12 protein-coding genes are annotated in these 16867 nt (G+C 55.2%); 10 read left to right on the forward strand and 2 right to left on the reverse strand.

The annotated features are described in order from the left end of the window. The first annotated feature begins 5 nt into the window (after positions 1–5). Both EJ361_RS05880 and EJ361_RS05885 read left to right on the forward strand, forming a co-directional pair. A complete protein-coding gene (locus EJ361_RS05880; protein WP_126244423.1) occupies positions 6–3410 on the forward strand; it encodes an ATP-binding protein in 3405 nt (1134 codons plus the stop codon). Positions 3411–3415: 5 nt separating this feature from the next. Next, positions 3416–4555, forward strand: coding sequence for a Wadjet anti-phage system protein JetD domain-containing protein (locus EJ361_RS05885; RefSeq protein WP_164714102.1), 1140 nt, complete (start codon positions 3416–3418; stop codon positions 4553–4555). Positions 4556–4644: 89 nt separating this feature from the next. On the opposite strand, the gene EJ361_RS05890 is transcribed toward EJ361_RS05885, so the two are convergent. Continuing rightward, a complete protein-coding gene (locus EJ361_RS05890) occupies positions 4645–5697 on the reverse strand; it encodes a LacI family DNA-binding transcriptional regulator (RefSeq protein WP_126244425.1) in 1053 nt (350 codons plus the stop codon). A gap of 113 nt (positions 5698–5810) precedes the next feature. On the opposite strand from EJ361_RS05890, the gene EJ361_RS05895 reads away from it, so the two are divergent. From EJ361_RS05895 to EJ361_RS05930, 8 genes are all read left to right on the forward strand, one after another. Continuing rightward, complete coding sequence (locus EJ361_RS05895) at positions 5811–6698, forward strand: inositol oxygenase family protein (protein ID WP_126244426.1); 888 nt, start codon at positions 5811–5813, stop codon at positions 6696–6698. Positions 6699–6732: 34 nt separating this feature from the next. After that, positions 6733–8361 (forward strand): sodium/sugar symporter, encoded by a 1629-nt coding sequence (locus EJ361_RS05900; protein WP_126244427.1) that lies wholly within the window; start codon positions 6733–6735, stop codon positions 8359–8361. Between the two features lie 278 nt (positions 8362–8639). Next, the gene (locus EJ361_RS05905; RefSeq protein WP_126244428.1) at positions 8640–10286 is read left to right on the forward strand and encodes a glycoside hydrolase family 43 protein; all 1647 of its coding nucleotides are present in this window, start codon (positions 8640–8642) and stop codon (positions 10284–10286) included. A 160-nt stretch (positions 10287–10446) separates the two neighbouring features. Further along, on the forward strand, positions 10447–11379 hold the full coding sequence (locus EJ361_RS05910; RefSeq protein ID WP_126244429.1) for a dihydrodipicolinate synthase family protein: 933 nt from the start codon (positions 10447–10449) through the stop codon (positions 11377–11379). After that, positions 11363–12898 (forward strand): aldehyde dehydrogenase (NADP(+)), encoded by a 1536-nt coding sequence (locus tag EJ361_RS05915; RefSeq protein ID WP_126244430.1) that lies wholly within the window; start codon positions 11363–11365, stop codon positions 12896–12898. Before EJ361_RS05910 ends, EJ361_RS05915 begins: the two co-directional genes overlap by 17 nt. Beyond that, the gene (locus tag EJ361_RS05920) at positions 12895–13899 is read left to right on the forward strand and encodes a 4-hydroxyproline epimerase (RefSeq protein ID WP_240646553.1); all 1005 of its coding nucleotides are present in this window, start codon (positions 12895–12897) and stop codon (positions 13897–13899) included. The genes EJ361_RS05915 and EJ361_RS05920 overlap by 4 nt, the downstream gene beginning before the upstream one ends. 9 nt (positions 13900–13908) lie before the next feature. Beyond that, positions 13909–15153: an NAD(P)/FAD-dependent oxidoreductase gene (locus EJ361_RS05925; RefSeq protein WP_126244431.1), complete on the forward strand. Its 1245-nt coding sequence runs from the start codon at positions 13909–13911 to the stop codon at positions 15151–15153. 86 nt (positions 15154–15239) lie between these two features. Then, on the forward strand, positions 15240–16133 hold the full coding sequence (locus EJ361_RS05930) for an AraC family transcriptional regulator (RefSeq protein WP_126244432.1): 894 nt from the start codon (positions 15240–15242) through the stop codon (positions 16131–16133). Positions 16134–16340: 207 nt separating this feature from the next. Here EJ361_RS05930 and EJ361_RS25555 read toward each other — a convergent pair whose 3' ends face one another. Next, the gene (locus EJ361_RS25555) at positions 16341–16757 is read right to left on the reverse strand and encodes an alpha-1,2-fucosyltransferase (protein WP_164714103.1); all 417 of its coding nucleotides are present in this window, start codon (positions 16755–16757) and stop codon (positions 16341–16343) included. Positions 16758–16867: the final 110 nt, after the last annotated feature.

Here is a 16867-nt window from a genome sequence, read left to right on the forward strand (position 1 = left end):
TATCGATGCAGCTAGATGTTTTCAGCACAGACAGCGAGAAGAACGGATTCCGCCTGCAATACATGGAGATTTTGAACTGGGGCACCTTCGACGGAACCATCCATACCATCCGGCCGATGGGCGAAACCAGCCTGCTGACCGGCGCGAACGGCAGCGGCAAGACCACCTTCGTGGACGCCCTGCTCACATTGATCGTTCCGGAAAAAAGATACCGGTTCTACAACCAGAGCAGCGGCAGCGAGAAAAAAGGCGACCGCACGGAAGACAGCTACGTGCTCGGCGGCTTCGGAACCATCAACAACGAAGCGAACGGGACGTCGAAAACGGAATACCTGCGGGAAGACAAATCCAGCGCCTATAGCATCCTGCTCGTACATTTCGCCAATGAAACCGGGCAGGAAGTAACCCTGTTCCAGGTACGCCATTACCTGAACGGCGAAATGAAAAAGTATTTCGGCATCGCACACAAGGCGCTGCTCATCGAAAACGACTTCAAACCGTTCGACCTAACCGGCAACTGGAAGCGGAATATAGACCAGCGGTACAACAAAGGCGCCCGCAAGCAGGTAGAATGGTTCGACGCCGCCAGCAAATATGCCCAGCGAATGGTGGAAGTGCTCGGCATGCAAAGCATGCAGGCCCTCCAGCTCTTTAACCAGACCGTCGGGATCAAGGTACTGGGCAACCTCGACGAGTTCATCCGCCAGAACATGCTGGAACCGAGAAATACGGAAGAGGAATTCGACGCGCTGAAAAAACAGCTCGTCACCCTCCTCGACGCGCAACGCAATATCGAAAAATCCGAAGCGCAAATCAGCATGCTGACGGCCCTTAAAGAACAGTACGAACGCTTCCGGGAGCTGCAGATCAAAGCCGGAAAGAACAAAGAACTGCTCGAAACCGCCCAGGTTTGGGAAAGATATACGCACGGAGAATTGCTGAAAACGGCCATCAGCGAACTAAACGACCTGATCCGGCTGCAGCATGGCAGGCAGACCGCCATCAAGGCGTCCATCCAAAAATACCAGCAGGAAGAACAGGACGTCAATTTCCAGATCCAGCACAACAAAGCCGGGCAACGGCTAAAAGCCCTCGAAACGGAAATCGCGGAAAAGGAAAAGGAACTCGCATCCACCCAACAGGAACTTTCCCAATTCAGCAAATGGTGCGAAGACCTGAAATTGACCGTAACCGTTCCGGAAACCAGGGACCTCTATCAGCAGATCAAAAAGGAAAACAATACAAAACTGCGCGCCCTCGAAAACGAAAAACGCCTCAATGAAGAAGACGACTTCGAAGCCAAAAACAGGAAAAGGGCAGCGCTGGAAGACAAGGAACAACTGGAGCAGCAACTGAACAGCCTGCAGCACAGCAAAAACAATATCGACTACCACCTCATCAATTTACGGAAGCAGATCTGCGACGAACTGAACATCGACATCACCCGGTTGCCCTTCGCAGGCGAGCTGATGCAGGTCAGAAGCGAGGAAATGATTTGGCAACCCGCGCTGGAAAAACTCCTCCGCCCGTTCGCACTCCGCATGCTGGTGCCCGATAAATACTACAAAAAAGTAAATAAATACGTTAACAACAATCACCTCCGGGCAAGACTGGTATACACGCACGTACTCGATACACCGCTTCACCAGCATATGGATGAAGGTACCGTTCCGGAGAAACTGGAATTCCATCCGGACCATGAGCTTTCTGACTGGCTGGAGCAGGAAACGGTCCGCACCTTCCGCACCACTTGCCTGGAAGATGAAAAGCATATCGAACGGTATGAAAACGCCATCACGCTGAACGGCCTCATCAAAAACGGAAAACGCCACGAGAAAGACGACCGGCCCGACAGGAACGACCCCAGCCGCTACGTGCTGGGTTGGAACAACGAGAACAAGAAAGAAGCGCTGCTGAAAAAAAGGGCCGTTGCCGTGGAAGTGATCGCTTCGGCGGATGAAATCATCAACCGGTGCGCCAGTAAAAACAAACGGCTGGCCACGCAATTCTACCACAGCCAGAGAATTGACGAACATCCGGCATTTGATTCCCTGAACCTTAAAGCCATCACGGCCAGCATACAAAACCTCAAAAAACAGACGGAAGCGCTGCGCCAGAGCAACGAAGCGCTGGACGCCCTGAAGAAACAGTTGCAACAGATCCTGCAATCGCGCGCCGAAGCAGACAACCTCCATGAATCCCTCATCGAGGAAGGCGCGCAGCTGAAAATGCGGAAAGAACAGTACGACCAGGAAGCCGCCTCGCTAAAGCCGCTGCTGGAGCGCCTGACGGTGGAGGATAAAGACCGGTTGCTTTCCTTCCAGCAACAGCATAGCGGGATGCTGGGAAATCCTGGACTGGCGGACCTCAGAAATTGTTATGAATCTTTCAGGGCATTGCTGGAAAAAGATAAAGACGTGATCCTGGACAACCTGTCGAAGGCCGAAAAGCAGGTAATGTACCAGATCGGAAAAATCAAACGCCCATCGCCCGACATCCTTACCAAATATCCCGACTGGGGCGGGGATGTACAGCAACTCCCCGACGATCCCGGCTATGCGGCAGAATACATGGAATGGCTGGAAACCCTGGCCACCGAAAACCTTCCGAAATACAGGCGGGATTTCGAATCCTTCATCAATATCACCATCACCCACAAGATCGCCGGCCTCAAGGAAGCACTGGATAAATGGGAACGCGACATCGACACCAGCGTAAAACGCCTGAACGAATCATTAGCCGCCATCAACTTCAACCGGCTACCCGACACTTACATCCAACTGGGCAAAAGGGTATTGGGCGCCGGAACGGAAATCCGGGAGTTCCGCCAGCGGTTGCTCGAAGCATTGCCCCAGGCGGCCAACTGGGCGCAGGAAAGCTTCGAGGCGAAAGCCCTCCATTTCACAGAGAAAGTGCAGCCGCTCATTAACGACCTGGACAAAGACGAGAACTATCGAAGAAAAGTCCTGGATGTCCGCAACTGGTTCGAATTCTGGGCAGACGAACGTTACCGCGGCAACAACGAACCGAAGAAAACATATAAGCAGATGGGGCAACTATCCGGCGGCGAAAAGGCCCAGCTCACCTATACGATCCTATGCAGCGCCATTGCCTATCAGTTCGGCATTACCCGCGAAGGCAAAAACTCCCGGAGCCTCCGGTTCATTGCCGTAGATGAAAGCTTCAGCAACCAGGACGAAGAAAAAGCGACCTACCTGATGGAACTCTGCCGGGAATTGCACCTGCAGTTACTGGTAGTTACGCCCAGCGATAAAATCCAGATCGTTCAGGATTTTATCGCCCATGTTCACCTGGTCCAGCGTGTCGGCCATCGCCACAGCACCCTGTATAATATGACGAAAAAGGAATTGATAGACAGAATGAAGTCCCAGGACGAAACAACCAATTAATGGCTATGCTGGATAAAACCTACCTTTCCCGGCTGGAAAAAAATTACCCCGGTTATCTACAGTCGCTGATCGATGAAAAGGAATTCACGCCCATCGAACTTCGCAGCGGCCTGAAAAAACCGGAAACCTGGGAAATGCTGGAACAATCCGTTCAATGCTTTTTGCGGCATGAGAAAAAGGACGGAGGATATGGATGGACCGTTTGCTGGGAAGACTGGAACAGTAAGAAATTCGGCAAACAGCGCTGGCCGGTCAATATTGTGGTGACGTCCGAAAGTGATTTTCTGGCGTTGGTCCGGAAAGAAAAAGAGACGATAGCCTTTAAGGAACAACTGCTTGCCCTGGTTGCCTGGAACCCGGAAATCCGTTCCTGGCTATCCGCCCGGCCGGCCAAAGTGCTGGAATTGGGGGCCGACTGGAAAGGGATTTGCGCCGTCATCGACTACCTGCACAAAAACGAATTGCATGTACATTATTTACGCAGCCTCCCGGTCCCCGTTCACACAAAATTCATCGAGCGGCATCAGGCAACGATCCTTCCGCTAGTGACACATTTGCACCCGGGCATCTGCAAACAGGCCAGCAATAACCTGGAAGTGGCTTTGGGGCTGCGTCAGAAATCATTCCTGTTTCCCGTCAGATGGCTCGACAAATCCCTGCAACAACAGTTACTCCCCGACATGGAAATCATCGGCTTATCACAGGAATCGCTTCAGCGCATGCATTGGCCCGTCAGCGAAATCTGGATAGTGGAGAATGAAACTACATTATACATGCTGCCGCCAAGGCCCGGTGCCATTGCCGTCTGTTCCAAAGGTTTCGCCCTCACCGGACTGGCGGATATCCCGATGCTGCACCGGGCAAGTTTGTATTATTGGGGAGATATGGATGAGGCTGGCTATAATATGTTAAGTATGTTCCGGGCGCAATATCCGCATACCCGCAGCATCCTCATGGACGAGCAGTGCTTTGATCTGCATGAACAGGAAGTGGAACGCCTGACAGAGAAATACAAAAAAACACCACCGACCCATCTTACGCCGGCAGAGGTAGGTGCTTATAACCGGCTAATGCCGGTGCAGGGAAGAATTGAGCAGGAAAAGCTGCGGCTGTCTTATATCCTTGATATTATCTCAAGTGTATAATCGGTAAAGATCCATACAGGGGTATAACCTTTACGCATTCCTGGCTGGCGAACCAGTTTGGCCATTATTCGATTGGGTTTATCCAGACGCTAATTGCTGCCGGTATCATTAGGGAATGTACGATTTGGAAGCTTGCCACTCCCACCGGTAGACCCTCTCCCCACAATCCCCGATCCTACCACCACCTCCATTTCCACCCGCTTCCCCGCCATGAGCTTAATTAACAATCCCGCCGCCTTCGCCCCCATTTCGAACGCCGGCTGCGTTACCGTCGACAGCGAGGGCTGCAACATCCCGGCGATCTCCAGGTTCGAAAAACAGATCACTTTCACATCCTGCGGGATACGCAGCGACAACTCATTACAAGCCTGGTACACCAGCGGCGCCAGCTTTTCCACCGCAGCCACAATGCCATCCGGCCGGTCTTTCCGGCGCAGGAGCCGCTTGATCGCCAGGAGGTTCCGGTGCGCATCGGCATCGCAGCAAAGCACGTTCTTCGCCAACGGGCGATGGCCGGCTTCGCGGAGGGCGCTTTCGTAGCCGGAAAGCCGGTCTGCACTGATAGACAGCCGCGGCGAAAGCCCCAGGAACGCCACCTGCCGGCAGCCGTTTTTCAACAGTAATCGCGTGGCATTGCCCGCACTGGCGGCATCGTCTGTAACCACCTTCGGCGCAGGAACGTCCGGCAGTACGCGGTCGAACAGCACTACGGGAACGCCATGGTCCATCAACGCGCGAATGTGCGCACCGTTCTCCGTAGTCCCGGAAACGGACATCAGCACCCCGTCTACCCGCCCGCTCTGGAAATCTTTCAGGATCGCCTGTTCGTCTTTATTATCTTCATGCGTCAGGCAAATGATGGAATGATACCCCTTTTCCTTCGCTACCGCCGCAATCCCGTTGATCGCCAGCGAAAAAAAACTATCCGCCACTTCAGGGATCACGATGCCGATGTTCCGGCTCTTCCGCCCGCGGAGACTGCTCGCATATGGGTTCGGTTTATAATCCAGCCGCGCGGCCAGCTGCAGCACCCGCCGCTTGGTGGCTTCGCTGATCTCATGACTGTCCCGCAACGCTTTTGAAATCGTCGAAACCGAAAGCTGGAGCTCCCGGGCCAGGGCTTTTATGGTGATCTGCTGCATCTTTCTACGAAACCGGTTTCGTAAATAAAGAAAGTGGAAACGTACACAACCACTTAAAAATAACCGAAATTATGGATGGATTCCACATCTCTCAAACTACAAAAAATTTTGCCATGGGTAACCAGCAACCGTTCAAACCCTCGGAAATCAATCCCCTGAACAGCCTCGATGAATGGGAAGATGCCGTCCTCAACCGGTATCCCGACCCGGACAGCATCGCCAAAGATAAAACGACCGACCAATACCGGAATTACGATACCCCGGAACGGGACACCGTCCGCGAATTCTACCGCCTCAACCATACTTACCAGACATACGATTTCGTGCAGCAGAAACGGGCCGATTACCTCAAGTTCGACAAAAAGGAAATGCCCGTCTGGAAAGCGTTCGACTTCCTCAATGAATTGGTAGACGATTCCGACCCCGACACCGATCTCGACCAGTTCCAGCACCTCCTCCAGACCTCCGAAGCCATCCGCGCAGACGGGCACCCCGACTGGATGGTACTCGTTGGCCTCATGCACGACATGGGCAAGGTGCTCTGTCTTTTCGGCGAGCCGCAATGGGCCGTGGTTGGCGATACTTTCCCCGTGGGATGCGCGTACTCCGAAAAGATCGTATACCCGGAATTCTTCAAAAACAACCCCGATTACCGCGACGAACGCTTCCAGTCGCCCACCGGCATTTATGAAAAAGGATGCGGGCTGCGGAACGTGGACATGTCGTGGGGGCACGACGAATATGTGTACCAGATGATGAAAGACTATCTGCCGGAGCAGGGCCTCTACATGCTGCGGTACCATTCTTTCTACGCCTGGCACCGCGAAGGCGCGTACAGCGATCTGCTGGACGGGCACGACCGTGAAATGCTCCGTTGGGTAAAGCTCTTTAATCCATACGATCTTTATTCGAAAAACCCCGTACCGCCGGATTGGAAACAGCTGCGGCCCTATTACGAAGACCTGGTGGCCAAATACCTGCCCGCCAACCTGAAATTCTGATCCCTGCCGCAACCACTAAACCCTTTCCACGCGTATGAATAAACTGCAGTTCGCCGACTATGTAGTTTTCTTTATCTATTTCTTTATCGTTGCCGCATACGGATTTTACATCTACCGGAAAAAACGTTCCGCCGCCGCCAGTTCTAAAGATTTCTTCCTCGCGGAAGGGTCGCTGACCTGGTGGGCGATCGGGGCATCCCTGATCGCGTCCAACATATCCGCGGAGCATTTCATCGGGATGTCGGGCTCGGGATTCGCGCTGGGATTGGCCATTTCCACGTATGAATGGATGGCGGCGGCCACGCTGATCATCGTCGCAGTGGTGCTCATCCCCATTTACCTGAAAAACAAGATCTACACCATGCCGCAATTCCTCGCGAAGCGGTATAACGACAAGGTCAGCACCGTGATGGCGGTATTCTGGCTGCTGGTGTATGTTTTCGTGAACCTCACCTCCATCATCTATCTCGGTGCGTTGGCCATTACTTCCATTTCGACGATTTCGTTCGAATGGTGCATCGCGGGGCTGAGCGTTTTTGCGATCATCGTGACGCTGGGCGGGATGAAAGTGATCGGGTATACGGATGTGATACAGGTACTGGTATTGATTGTCGGCGGATTGGTGACTACTTACCTGGCGCTGTCGTTGTTGTCGGAAAAGTTCGGTTATGACGGGAATATTCTCCAGGGATTGGGGGTGTTGCGGCGGGAAGCGCCTACGCATTTCCATATGATCTTCGATGAAAGCAACCCCTATTACAAGGAGCTTCCCGGCTTGTCTGTACTGATCGGCGGGATGTGGATCAACAACCTGGCTTATTGGGGGTGCAATCAATACATCACGCAGCGGGCGCTGGGGGCCGACCTGAAAACCGCCCGCAACGGCATTCTCTTCGCCGCCTTCCTGAAACTCCTCGTGCCCGTGATCGCCGTACTGCCGGGCATCGTGATGTTCGTGCTGCACAAAAACGGCATGTTCCAGCAGGAAATGACGGATGCCGCCGGGCACGTGAAGCCCGACCACGCCTATCCTACCCTCATGAACCTCCTGCCGCCGGGCCTTAAAGGCGTGGCTTTCGCTGCACTGACGGCCGCCATCGTGGCTTCTCTCGCAGGAAAGGCCAACAGCATCTCCACCATTTTTTCCCTGGACATTTACCAGAAATTCTTCCATAAAAACGCGACCGAACGGCAACTGGTGCGCGCAGGCAAATGGGCGGTGATCGTTTCCATGGGTATCGCCGCGCTGGTGACCCCGGCCTTGCGATCCCTCGACCAGGCTTACCAGTTCATCCAGGAATATGTAGGGTTTATTTCGCCCGGCGTGCTGGCTATTTTCCTCCTCGGTTTCTTCTGGAAACGTACCACCGCTTCCGCGGCGCTCGCCGGCGCATTGCTCACCATTCCCATCTCCACGGTCCTGAAATTCCTCCCGAAATGGACGGGCGGGGCGTTCCCGGATTTTCCCTTCCTCGACCGGATGTCTATCACCTTCTGCCTGCTCATCGCCGTGATGGTCGTTATCAGTTTGGCGCAACCCCGGCCCGAAACAGAAGCGCCTATCGAGATCAACCGCTCCATGTTCCGCACCACTACCGGCTTCAAAGTGGGCGCGGTCATCATTCTCGGGATACTGGCGGCTTTGTATACGGTGTTCTGGTAAAACGGTGTTCCTCCGATAAATCTGCATTTCGCATCCTGCTGCGACCGCTTCTTTATTCGACGGATATTCCGTGTCTCAAACTTCTCCTTGCAATACAGCCGACCCCGACAGTTCCACGGCAGGAAATCGATGGGAATGGACCAGCCCCTGCAAATAAACCATCGGTTTTTATCAAAATCGTCCCTGTTCCGGTCGGATCGCTTATCCTAACTTTGATCGTTCCGCCAGCCGCCGCGGGTAACGCATCCGGCAAGGCGGAATGAACATTTACCAGTTTTATGAAGCAGCTACTCTTTATCATTTTCGCATTCGTTTGCGCAGGGCACCTCCATCTCCACGCGCAACAGCAGCCAACCGTTTACACCGCCGATAACGGGGACGGCACGTTCAAAAACCCGTTCCTGTGGGGAGACTGGCCAGACCCTGACGTCATCCGCGTGGGGGATTATTTCTACTTCGTATCCACCAGCATGCACTACGTGCCGGGGAGTCCCATCCTCCGGTCCAAAGACCTCGTGAACTGGGAAATGGCCGGCTATGCGGTGGCGCGATACGACGAAAATCCCAAATTCGACATGCAGGGCGGCACCATGTACCTCAACGGCTCCTGGGCCAACACCATCCGCCATCATAACGGGAAATTCTACGTCGGCTTCTGCACCCCGAGAGGATGGGGGGCCGACAGCGGGTATTTCTCCATCTGCGTGGCCGATGATGTAAAAGGCCCCTGGAAGCGTACCATCTTTCCGGATTACATGTACGACCCAGGGCTGTTCTTCGACGACGATGGCCGCGTCTACGTGGTCCATGGTGCGGGCACGCTTTACCTCACCGAGCTCAATGCCGACGCGCTTTCCGTAAAGGGCCCCTTCAATGCCGAACCCATCTGGAAGGGACGTGTCCCCCGTCCGCAGGGCTCTACCGCGCATTACCCGGCTTATAGCATGGAAGGATCGCACATGTACAAAATCAACGGCTATTATTACATCACCAACCCGGCCGGCGGAACAGAAGGCTGGCAGATGTGCCTGCGCAGCAAGTCTATTAAAGGCCCGTACGAAAGCAAGGTAATTTACCAGGACGAAAGCTCCTATCCCAACAACGGCCTTCACCAGGGCGGAATGGTGCAGTTGAAGAATGGGGATTGGTGGTTCATCATCATGCAAGACCGTGGCCCCATCGGCCGTGTACCGCATTTGATGCCCGTGACCTGGGAAGATGGATGGCCCATCCTCGGCGACCATGGAAAAGGATACGCCGCAGGCAAAAAGCCACATGTCGGCAAAACCTACCCCATCGCCAACCCCGCCACTTCCGATGAATTCAATACCCGGACGTTGGGATTGCAATGGCAGTGGAACCATAACCCGGATAATAGTAAATGGTCGCTCGGGGAAAGGAAAGGGCACCTGCGCCTGAAGGCTTCATACGCGGCCGACCTCAAATCTGCCCGCAATACATTGACGCAGCGGGTCCAGGGCCCCACATCGGCAGGCACCGTAGAAATGGACGTAAGCCAGCTGAAAGCGGGAAACGTGGCAGGTTTCGGAGTATTCCAGTTTCCATATGCCTATATCGCGATACGGAAAAACAGTGAAGGGAATATGCTCATCATGGTGAACGATGGAAAGGTAATCGATAGTATTCCCCGGTTCCCGCACACCAGAATCTGGATCAGGGCGCAAGTCACCCATGTCGGCTTTCTCGCAACTTTCTCGTACAGCACCGACGGAAAGCATTTCCTGCCATTCGGCGACACATTGAAAATGGGGCTGGGACTGGATTGGACCGCAAACCGGTTTGCCCTCCTCAATTATAGCGAAACATTCGCCGGCGAAGGCGGATTCGCCGATTTCAACTGGTTCCATTTTGACGGTGCGCAACAGGCCTCGCCCAAACCCGCAGGAAAATCACGAAAGCAGTAAATAATACAGCGACTTGTTCGCCAAAACGCCCGCAATCCGCGGGCGTTTTTGTTGTGGGTATACGGGCGGAAGGAAACCGGTCAATATCCGTCAACTTCCAGTTAAATCCCGTAACATCCGCGCCCACGGCCTCCCCTACCTTTGAACCAAACAAAGGTTTATGCGCAAGTTTAACTGGAACGGCGTTTTCCCCGCCCTTCTGACTCCCTTCACTCCGTCCGACGAACTGGACATCGACATGTGGAAAATCAATCTCGCCGCGCAGCTCGATGCGGGTGTAGACGGCATTATCATCGGCGGATCCCTCGGCGAAGCCAGCACGCTCACCAACGAAGAGAAAAAGCAGCTGTATCTGGCCGCGCGGGATTTTCTGCCGAAGGGCTTCCCTATCCTCGTCAACATCGCCGAACAAACCACCAGCGCCGCCACCGCACTGGCGGCCGACGCGGAATCCTGGGGCGCAGACGGACTGATGCTCCTGCCGCCCATGCGGTATTACGCAGACAATGCCGAAACGCTCGCTTTCTTTAAGGCCGTAGCATCCGCCACCAGCCTGCCGATCATGCTGTACAACAACCCGGTGGACTACAAGATTTTCATCACGCTCGAGATGTTCGAGGAACTGCTGCCTTATCAAAACATCCAGGCGGTGAAGGAATCCTCGCGCGATGTCATCAACATCACCCGCATGATCAACCGCTTCGGCGACCGATATAAAATCCTCACCGGTGTAGACCCCCTCGCCCTCGAAAGCCTCGTGCTCGGCGCAGACGGCTGGGTGGCAGGACTGGTAGACGCATTCCCCCGCGAAACCGTGGCCATATTCAGGCTCGTCAAATCGGGAGACATCGCCACCGCGCTGAAAATCTACCGCTGGTTTATGCCGCTCCTGGAGCTGGACATCCATCCCCGCCTCGTCCAATACATCAAATTGGCCGCAGCCGGCACCGGTATCGGCACGGAGAACGTGCGCGCGCCAAGGCTTCAGCTGCAAGGAAAGGAACGCGAAACCGTTCAGCAAGTGATCGATACCGCATTGGCAACACGCCCCATTTTACCTGACTATCTCAACATCCATGCAAACGTCCAATAGCATCGGCCTTCATTCATTCCAGGCCGTGAACCCAGCCACCGGCGCGCTGCTCGATGGCTCGTTCATCTGCGCTGCCTCTGCGGATGTGGAATCCGCGATGCAAGCCGCCGTCGCCGCTTTCGAATCGTACCGCCGTGTCGGGAAAGATAAAAAAGCGCTCTTCCTCCGTACCATCGCTCAAGAAATCGAATCAGACGGAAACGCAATAACGGAAAGGGCTTCGGCGGAAAGCGGGCTTCCGCTCACGCGCCTGCGCAACGAGCTCGGTCGCACCACCACACAGCTTCGGCTTTTCGCCGACCTCGTGGAAGAAGGTTCCTGGGTGCAACCCGTGACCCATACCGGTCCGCCGGATATCCGCAAAATGCTGGTTCCGCTGGGGCCTGTCGTGGTTTTCGGGGCCAGCAACTTTCCGCTGGCGTTCTCCGTGGCCGGCGGCGACACAGCTTCGGCTCTCGCGGCCGGTTGCCCCGTGATCGTGAAAGCGCATCCCGCGCACCCCGGCACCGGCGCGCTGGTAGCGGCTGCCATCCAATCCGCCATTGAAAAATGCGGCATGCCGGCAGGTGTTTTTTCCATATTATTTGATGACGGGCATACAGTGGGCGCGGCCTTGATGAAACATCCGGCTACGAAAGCGGTCGCGTTTACCGGTTCGCTAAAAGGTGGACTGGCGTTGCAAAAGCTCGCAGCCGAACGTGCAGTTCCCATTCCCGTTTTCGCGGAGATGGGCAGCATCAATCCCGTACTGCTTTTACCCGCTGCGCTGGAAAAACGTGCGGTGGAAATTGCCACGCAACTCGCCGGATCGATCACCCTGGGCGGCGGGCAATTCTGCACCAAACCCGGTCTCATACTCGCTTTGCGAACGCCCGCCCTCCAAACTTTCACCACCACACTGGCAAATTCCATCCGGGAAACCGCATCCGTTCCCATGCTCACCGCGGGCATCCATCAACATTATCATCAACTGTCTACCCAAATGACCAGCGCGGACGGAGTGACGCTCCTGGCCGAAAGCGCCCCCGCTTCCGGAACGGACCATTTCCCGACGCGCGCGCGGCTCACGCAGGTCAGCGCCCGGGATTTCCTTTCCAACCCGCATTTGCAGGAAGAAGTATTCGGGCCGTATGCGATGGTAGTGGTAGCGGAGGATTTGCGCGAACTGCAATTGGCCGCCGCGGCGCTCGCCGGGCAACTGACGGTTACCGTCATGGGGGAACCGGACGAACTTCCCGCACACGAGCACCTCATTCAGCAACTGGCGGACCTGGCGGGGAGGATCGTCTTCAACGGCGTGCCCACCGGCGTGGAAGTTTGCGCTGCCATGCAGCATGGCGGCCCTTTCCCCGCGAGCACAGACAGCCGCTTCACCTCCGTGGGCCAGGGCGCCGTGGCCCGGTTCGTTCGCCCGCAGGCCTGGCAGAACTGGCCGGATGAGTTGTTGCCAGACGAATTGAAGTCCTCCAACCCGCTCAATATCATTCGTATCACCGATTTAACCTGTGCAAGAAAATGATATCGAAAACATTCTTTTGTGTAGACGCGCATACCTGCGGCAATCCCGTCCGCCTCGTAGCCGGCGGCGGCCCGCTGTTGCAGGGCGACAGTATGAGCGAGAAACGCCAGCATTTCCTCAGGGAATTCGACTGGATCCGGACCGGGCTTATGTTTGAACCCCGCGGCCACGACATGATGTCTGGCAGCATCCTTTACCCGCCGCACGACCCTGCGAACGATGTGGCCGTGCTTTTCATCGAAACGAGCGGCTGCCTGCCCATGTGCGGCCACGGCACCATCGGCACCATCACCATCGCCATCGAGGAAGGGCTGCTGACGCCGAAAATCCCCGGCACCGTGCGTATGGAAGCACCCGCAGGCCTCATCGTCATCGAGTATCAGCAGGAAGGCAGGAAAGTGAAATCCGTCAAACTCCGCAACGTTCCCTCGTACCTCGCCGCCGAAAATCTGCAGGTGGAATGTCCGGACCTGGGCATGCTCCGGTTCGACGTAGCCTATGGCGGCAACTTCTACGCCATCATCGACCCGCAGGAGAATTTCCGCGGGCTGGAACATCATACTGCCGCGCAACTCGTATCATGGAGCCAGGTAATCCGCAAGCGGATCAACGATGCGCATACGTTCGTGCATCCGCAAGACGCTACCATCAATGGTTGCAGCCATATCCAGTGGACCGGCGCGCCCATCGATCCCGCATCTTCCGGACGAAACGCCGTTTTCTACGGCGATAAAGCGATCGACCGGTCGCCCTGCGGCACCGGCACCTCCGCCCGGATGGCGCAATGGTTCGCCAAGGGGAAACTCCGGCAGGGCGAGCCCTTCATCCACGAAAGTTTCATCGGCAGCAAATTCACCGGTCGCGTGGAAGCCGTCGCCGAGCTCGCCGGCAAACCCGCCATCATCCCCAGCATTGAAGGCTGGGCGAGGGTTTACGGGTACAACAACATCCGCATCGACGAGGCAGACGATCCTTACGCATTCGGTTTCCAGGTTATTTAAGTCTATTCCATGGCAGATATCGTTATCATCGGCGGAGGCATCGTTGGGCTGTGCTCGGCGTATTACCTCAACAAAGACGGCCACCGCGTTACCGTGCTCGACAAGGGAGATATTGCCGGCAACTGCTCGTACGGCAACGCAGGCATGATCGTGCCCAGCCACTTCGTGCCGATGGCTTCGCCCGGCATGATCAACCGCGGCATCCGCTGGATGTTCGACAGCAAAAGTCCTTTTTACGTGAGACCGTCGTTCAGCCGGGCGCTGATCGGCTGGGGGTTACAATTTATGAGACATGCGAATGCGAAGCATGTGAAACGTTCCGCCGCGCCCCTTCGCGACCTGTCGCTGCTGAGCCACCGGTTGTACACCGAACTCGCGGCGCAACCCGGTTTCGACATGGGGTTGCGGCACCGGGGCATTCTCGCTTTCTTCAAAACGGAAAAAACCGCTGAAGAGGAATCGCACCTCGTGGAAGACGCCAGGGCGTTGGGTTTGGACATGGCCGTACTGGACCCCGCGGAATGCAAAGCCCTACAGCCCGGGCTCGAACTGGACGTACTGGGCGCCGTTCATTACCGCTGCGACAGCCACCTCACGCCCATGACGCTCATGGACGCGCTGCAAAAACACCTCGCGGAAAACGGCGTTTCCATCCTGAAGCAGCACGAAGTCGACGGGGTAGACATTGAAAAAGGCATCGTAAAATCGGTGCTGGCCGGTGGAAAGAAGTTTACGGCCGACAGGTTCGTGCTGGCGGCCGGGGCGTGGTCGCCGGAGGTGGCGAGGACCATGGGCATCGGCCTTTCGCTCATGCCGGGAAAAGGATACTCTTTCTTACAGCATAACCCAGGCGGGATCGTGGAGGTGCCGGCACTGCTTTGCGAAGCGCGGGTCGCTATTACACCGATGGATGGACGGATCCGTTTCGGGGGAACGATGGAGCTCGGGCGGATGAACGACAAGGTGAATATGAACCGCGTGGAAGGCATCGTGTCTTCCATCCCCGCCTATTTTCCGAACCTGCACGTGAAAATGCCGGCTGCCGCGGAGGTTTGGCATGGTTTCAGGCCTTCTTCACCTGATGGACTGCCTTATATCGGTTTTAGCAAAACACTGAAAAACCTCGTGCTGGCAACCGGCCACGGCATGATGGGGCTGAGCCTCGGTCCGGCTACCGGATTGGTTGTCAGTCAATTGATTGCGGAACAACCCCCTGTCATGGACGTTTCCGCCTTCTCGCCAGACCGATTTTGACCATAACTTACCGGATTTTAACCTGATCCGGGTTTTAAGATCCATGGATGGGGTAAAAAGCGTAAATTAAGGGACGCATCCCGGTTATGAAAGTATTACCGTTTACCATACTCTATCCAGATAACAAAAGTGTGATCGCAGAGCGGATCGAGCAGCCGCATTTTTATCCGCACCTCCACCGGCACGACGAGTACCAGCTCACGCTCGTGGAACGTGGAGAAGGCATGCTGCTGGCCGGGAACAATATGCATGCTTTCAAAGCCGGCGACGTTTTCCTCATCGGCAGCAACCTGCCGCACCTGTTCAAAAGCAATCCTGAATTTTTTGCGGCAGACAGTGGTAAATCCATCAAGGCATCGTCTTTGTACTTTAACATCAAAGGCACGATTGGCGGGCTTTTCAACCTGCCGGAAATGAAAATGCTGAAAACCTGGCTCCAGGCTAACCAGCATGGTTTTAAAACCGACATCGCGCAGTGCCCGGAATTGCCGAAGCTGATAGAATCGGCGCACGATGCCGTTGGGCTCGATGCGTTACAACGTTTTCTCGATGTATTTACCTCGCTGCAAAACCTGCGGCACACCGAGCGGCTGTGCCCTGCGGATTATTCTGCTGACCTGTCAGAAAGCGAAGGGATGCGGCTGGGGAGGATCCTCCATTTCGTTATGCAACGATATCACACCCACGTTACGCTCGACGAAGTGGCGGCCGTTGCCTACATGACGCCACAGGCGTTTTGCAGGTATTTCAAAAGGCATACGGGCCGCAGTTTCGTGACTTTCCTCAACGAAGTGCGCATCAACGAAGCCTGCAAAAGCCTCACCCAGACCGTAAACCCCGACGGCATTTCAGAAGCGGCGTACAAGGCGGGCTTCAACAGCATCACCAATTTCAACCGCGTGTTCAAAAGCGTGAAAGGACGATCTCCGCGCGCATACCTCGCCGAATTCCAATCCGTGAATACCTTCCAGGGGCTTTAAACCTGACGAATTCCCCGTTCCCGTTGACGAAGCGTACGCTCCTTCCAGATCGGGATGTCCGGTTCGGCCGTTCGCACGTATGTAAATGATTGGATCGTAGGAGCGGAAGATGTTACGGCGTAATGCCAGGCGATCCGGGAAACGCTGGCGGCCGGACAAGCGGAAGCCGCAGCAGCCATGCTTCCGGCAACCGAATGGCCGTCTCGCTTACCACCAATTGCCACGGCATATCCGAAACCGGTCGAGTTCTATTGTTTCATCCTTTTTGAAAAAATGATGAAATTTTGTTTCGCCAATAAAGCTGGCCCACAAAGTAAATGTGCTGAAAGGCCCGAGAATGTAGTCGCACTGCGACATGAGGTAATGATCCTCAGCCACGGATTTGCCGGAAACCACCACATCCCCGAACGCCGATTTGTATACCGGAAGGTTTAAATTGGTTTCATTCGTGAAGATGATAATTTTAGCCGGCCGGTTCAGCAACGTAAGCAATTGTTGAATTTTATCGATATAAACTTCGTCTTCGAAGTAATACGCCCCGCCAAGCCATTCTTTATAATCCCCCCGCCGGATATGCACCGCAATCCTTACTTCGCCATCCGGTGCCTGTAAATACTTTTCCACAAGGGGCCGGGTATCAAAAGCAGGCCGGAAAAGTTCTTTGTAAATGGGGATATACCGGCTGATCACTTCATCCGGTGAGCGGAAAAACCAGCCTTCGCAATACATTTTCC

It is taken from the genome of Chitinophaga rhizosphaerae (assembly GCF_003958645.1).
GTDB lineage: Bacteria > Bacteroidota > Bacteroidia > Chitinophagales > Chitinophagaceae > Chitinophaga > Chitinophaga rhizosphaerae.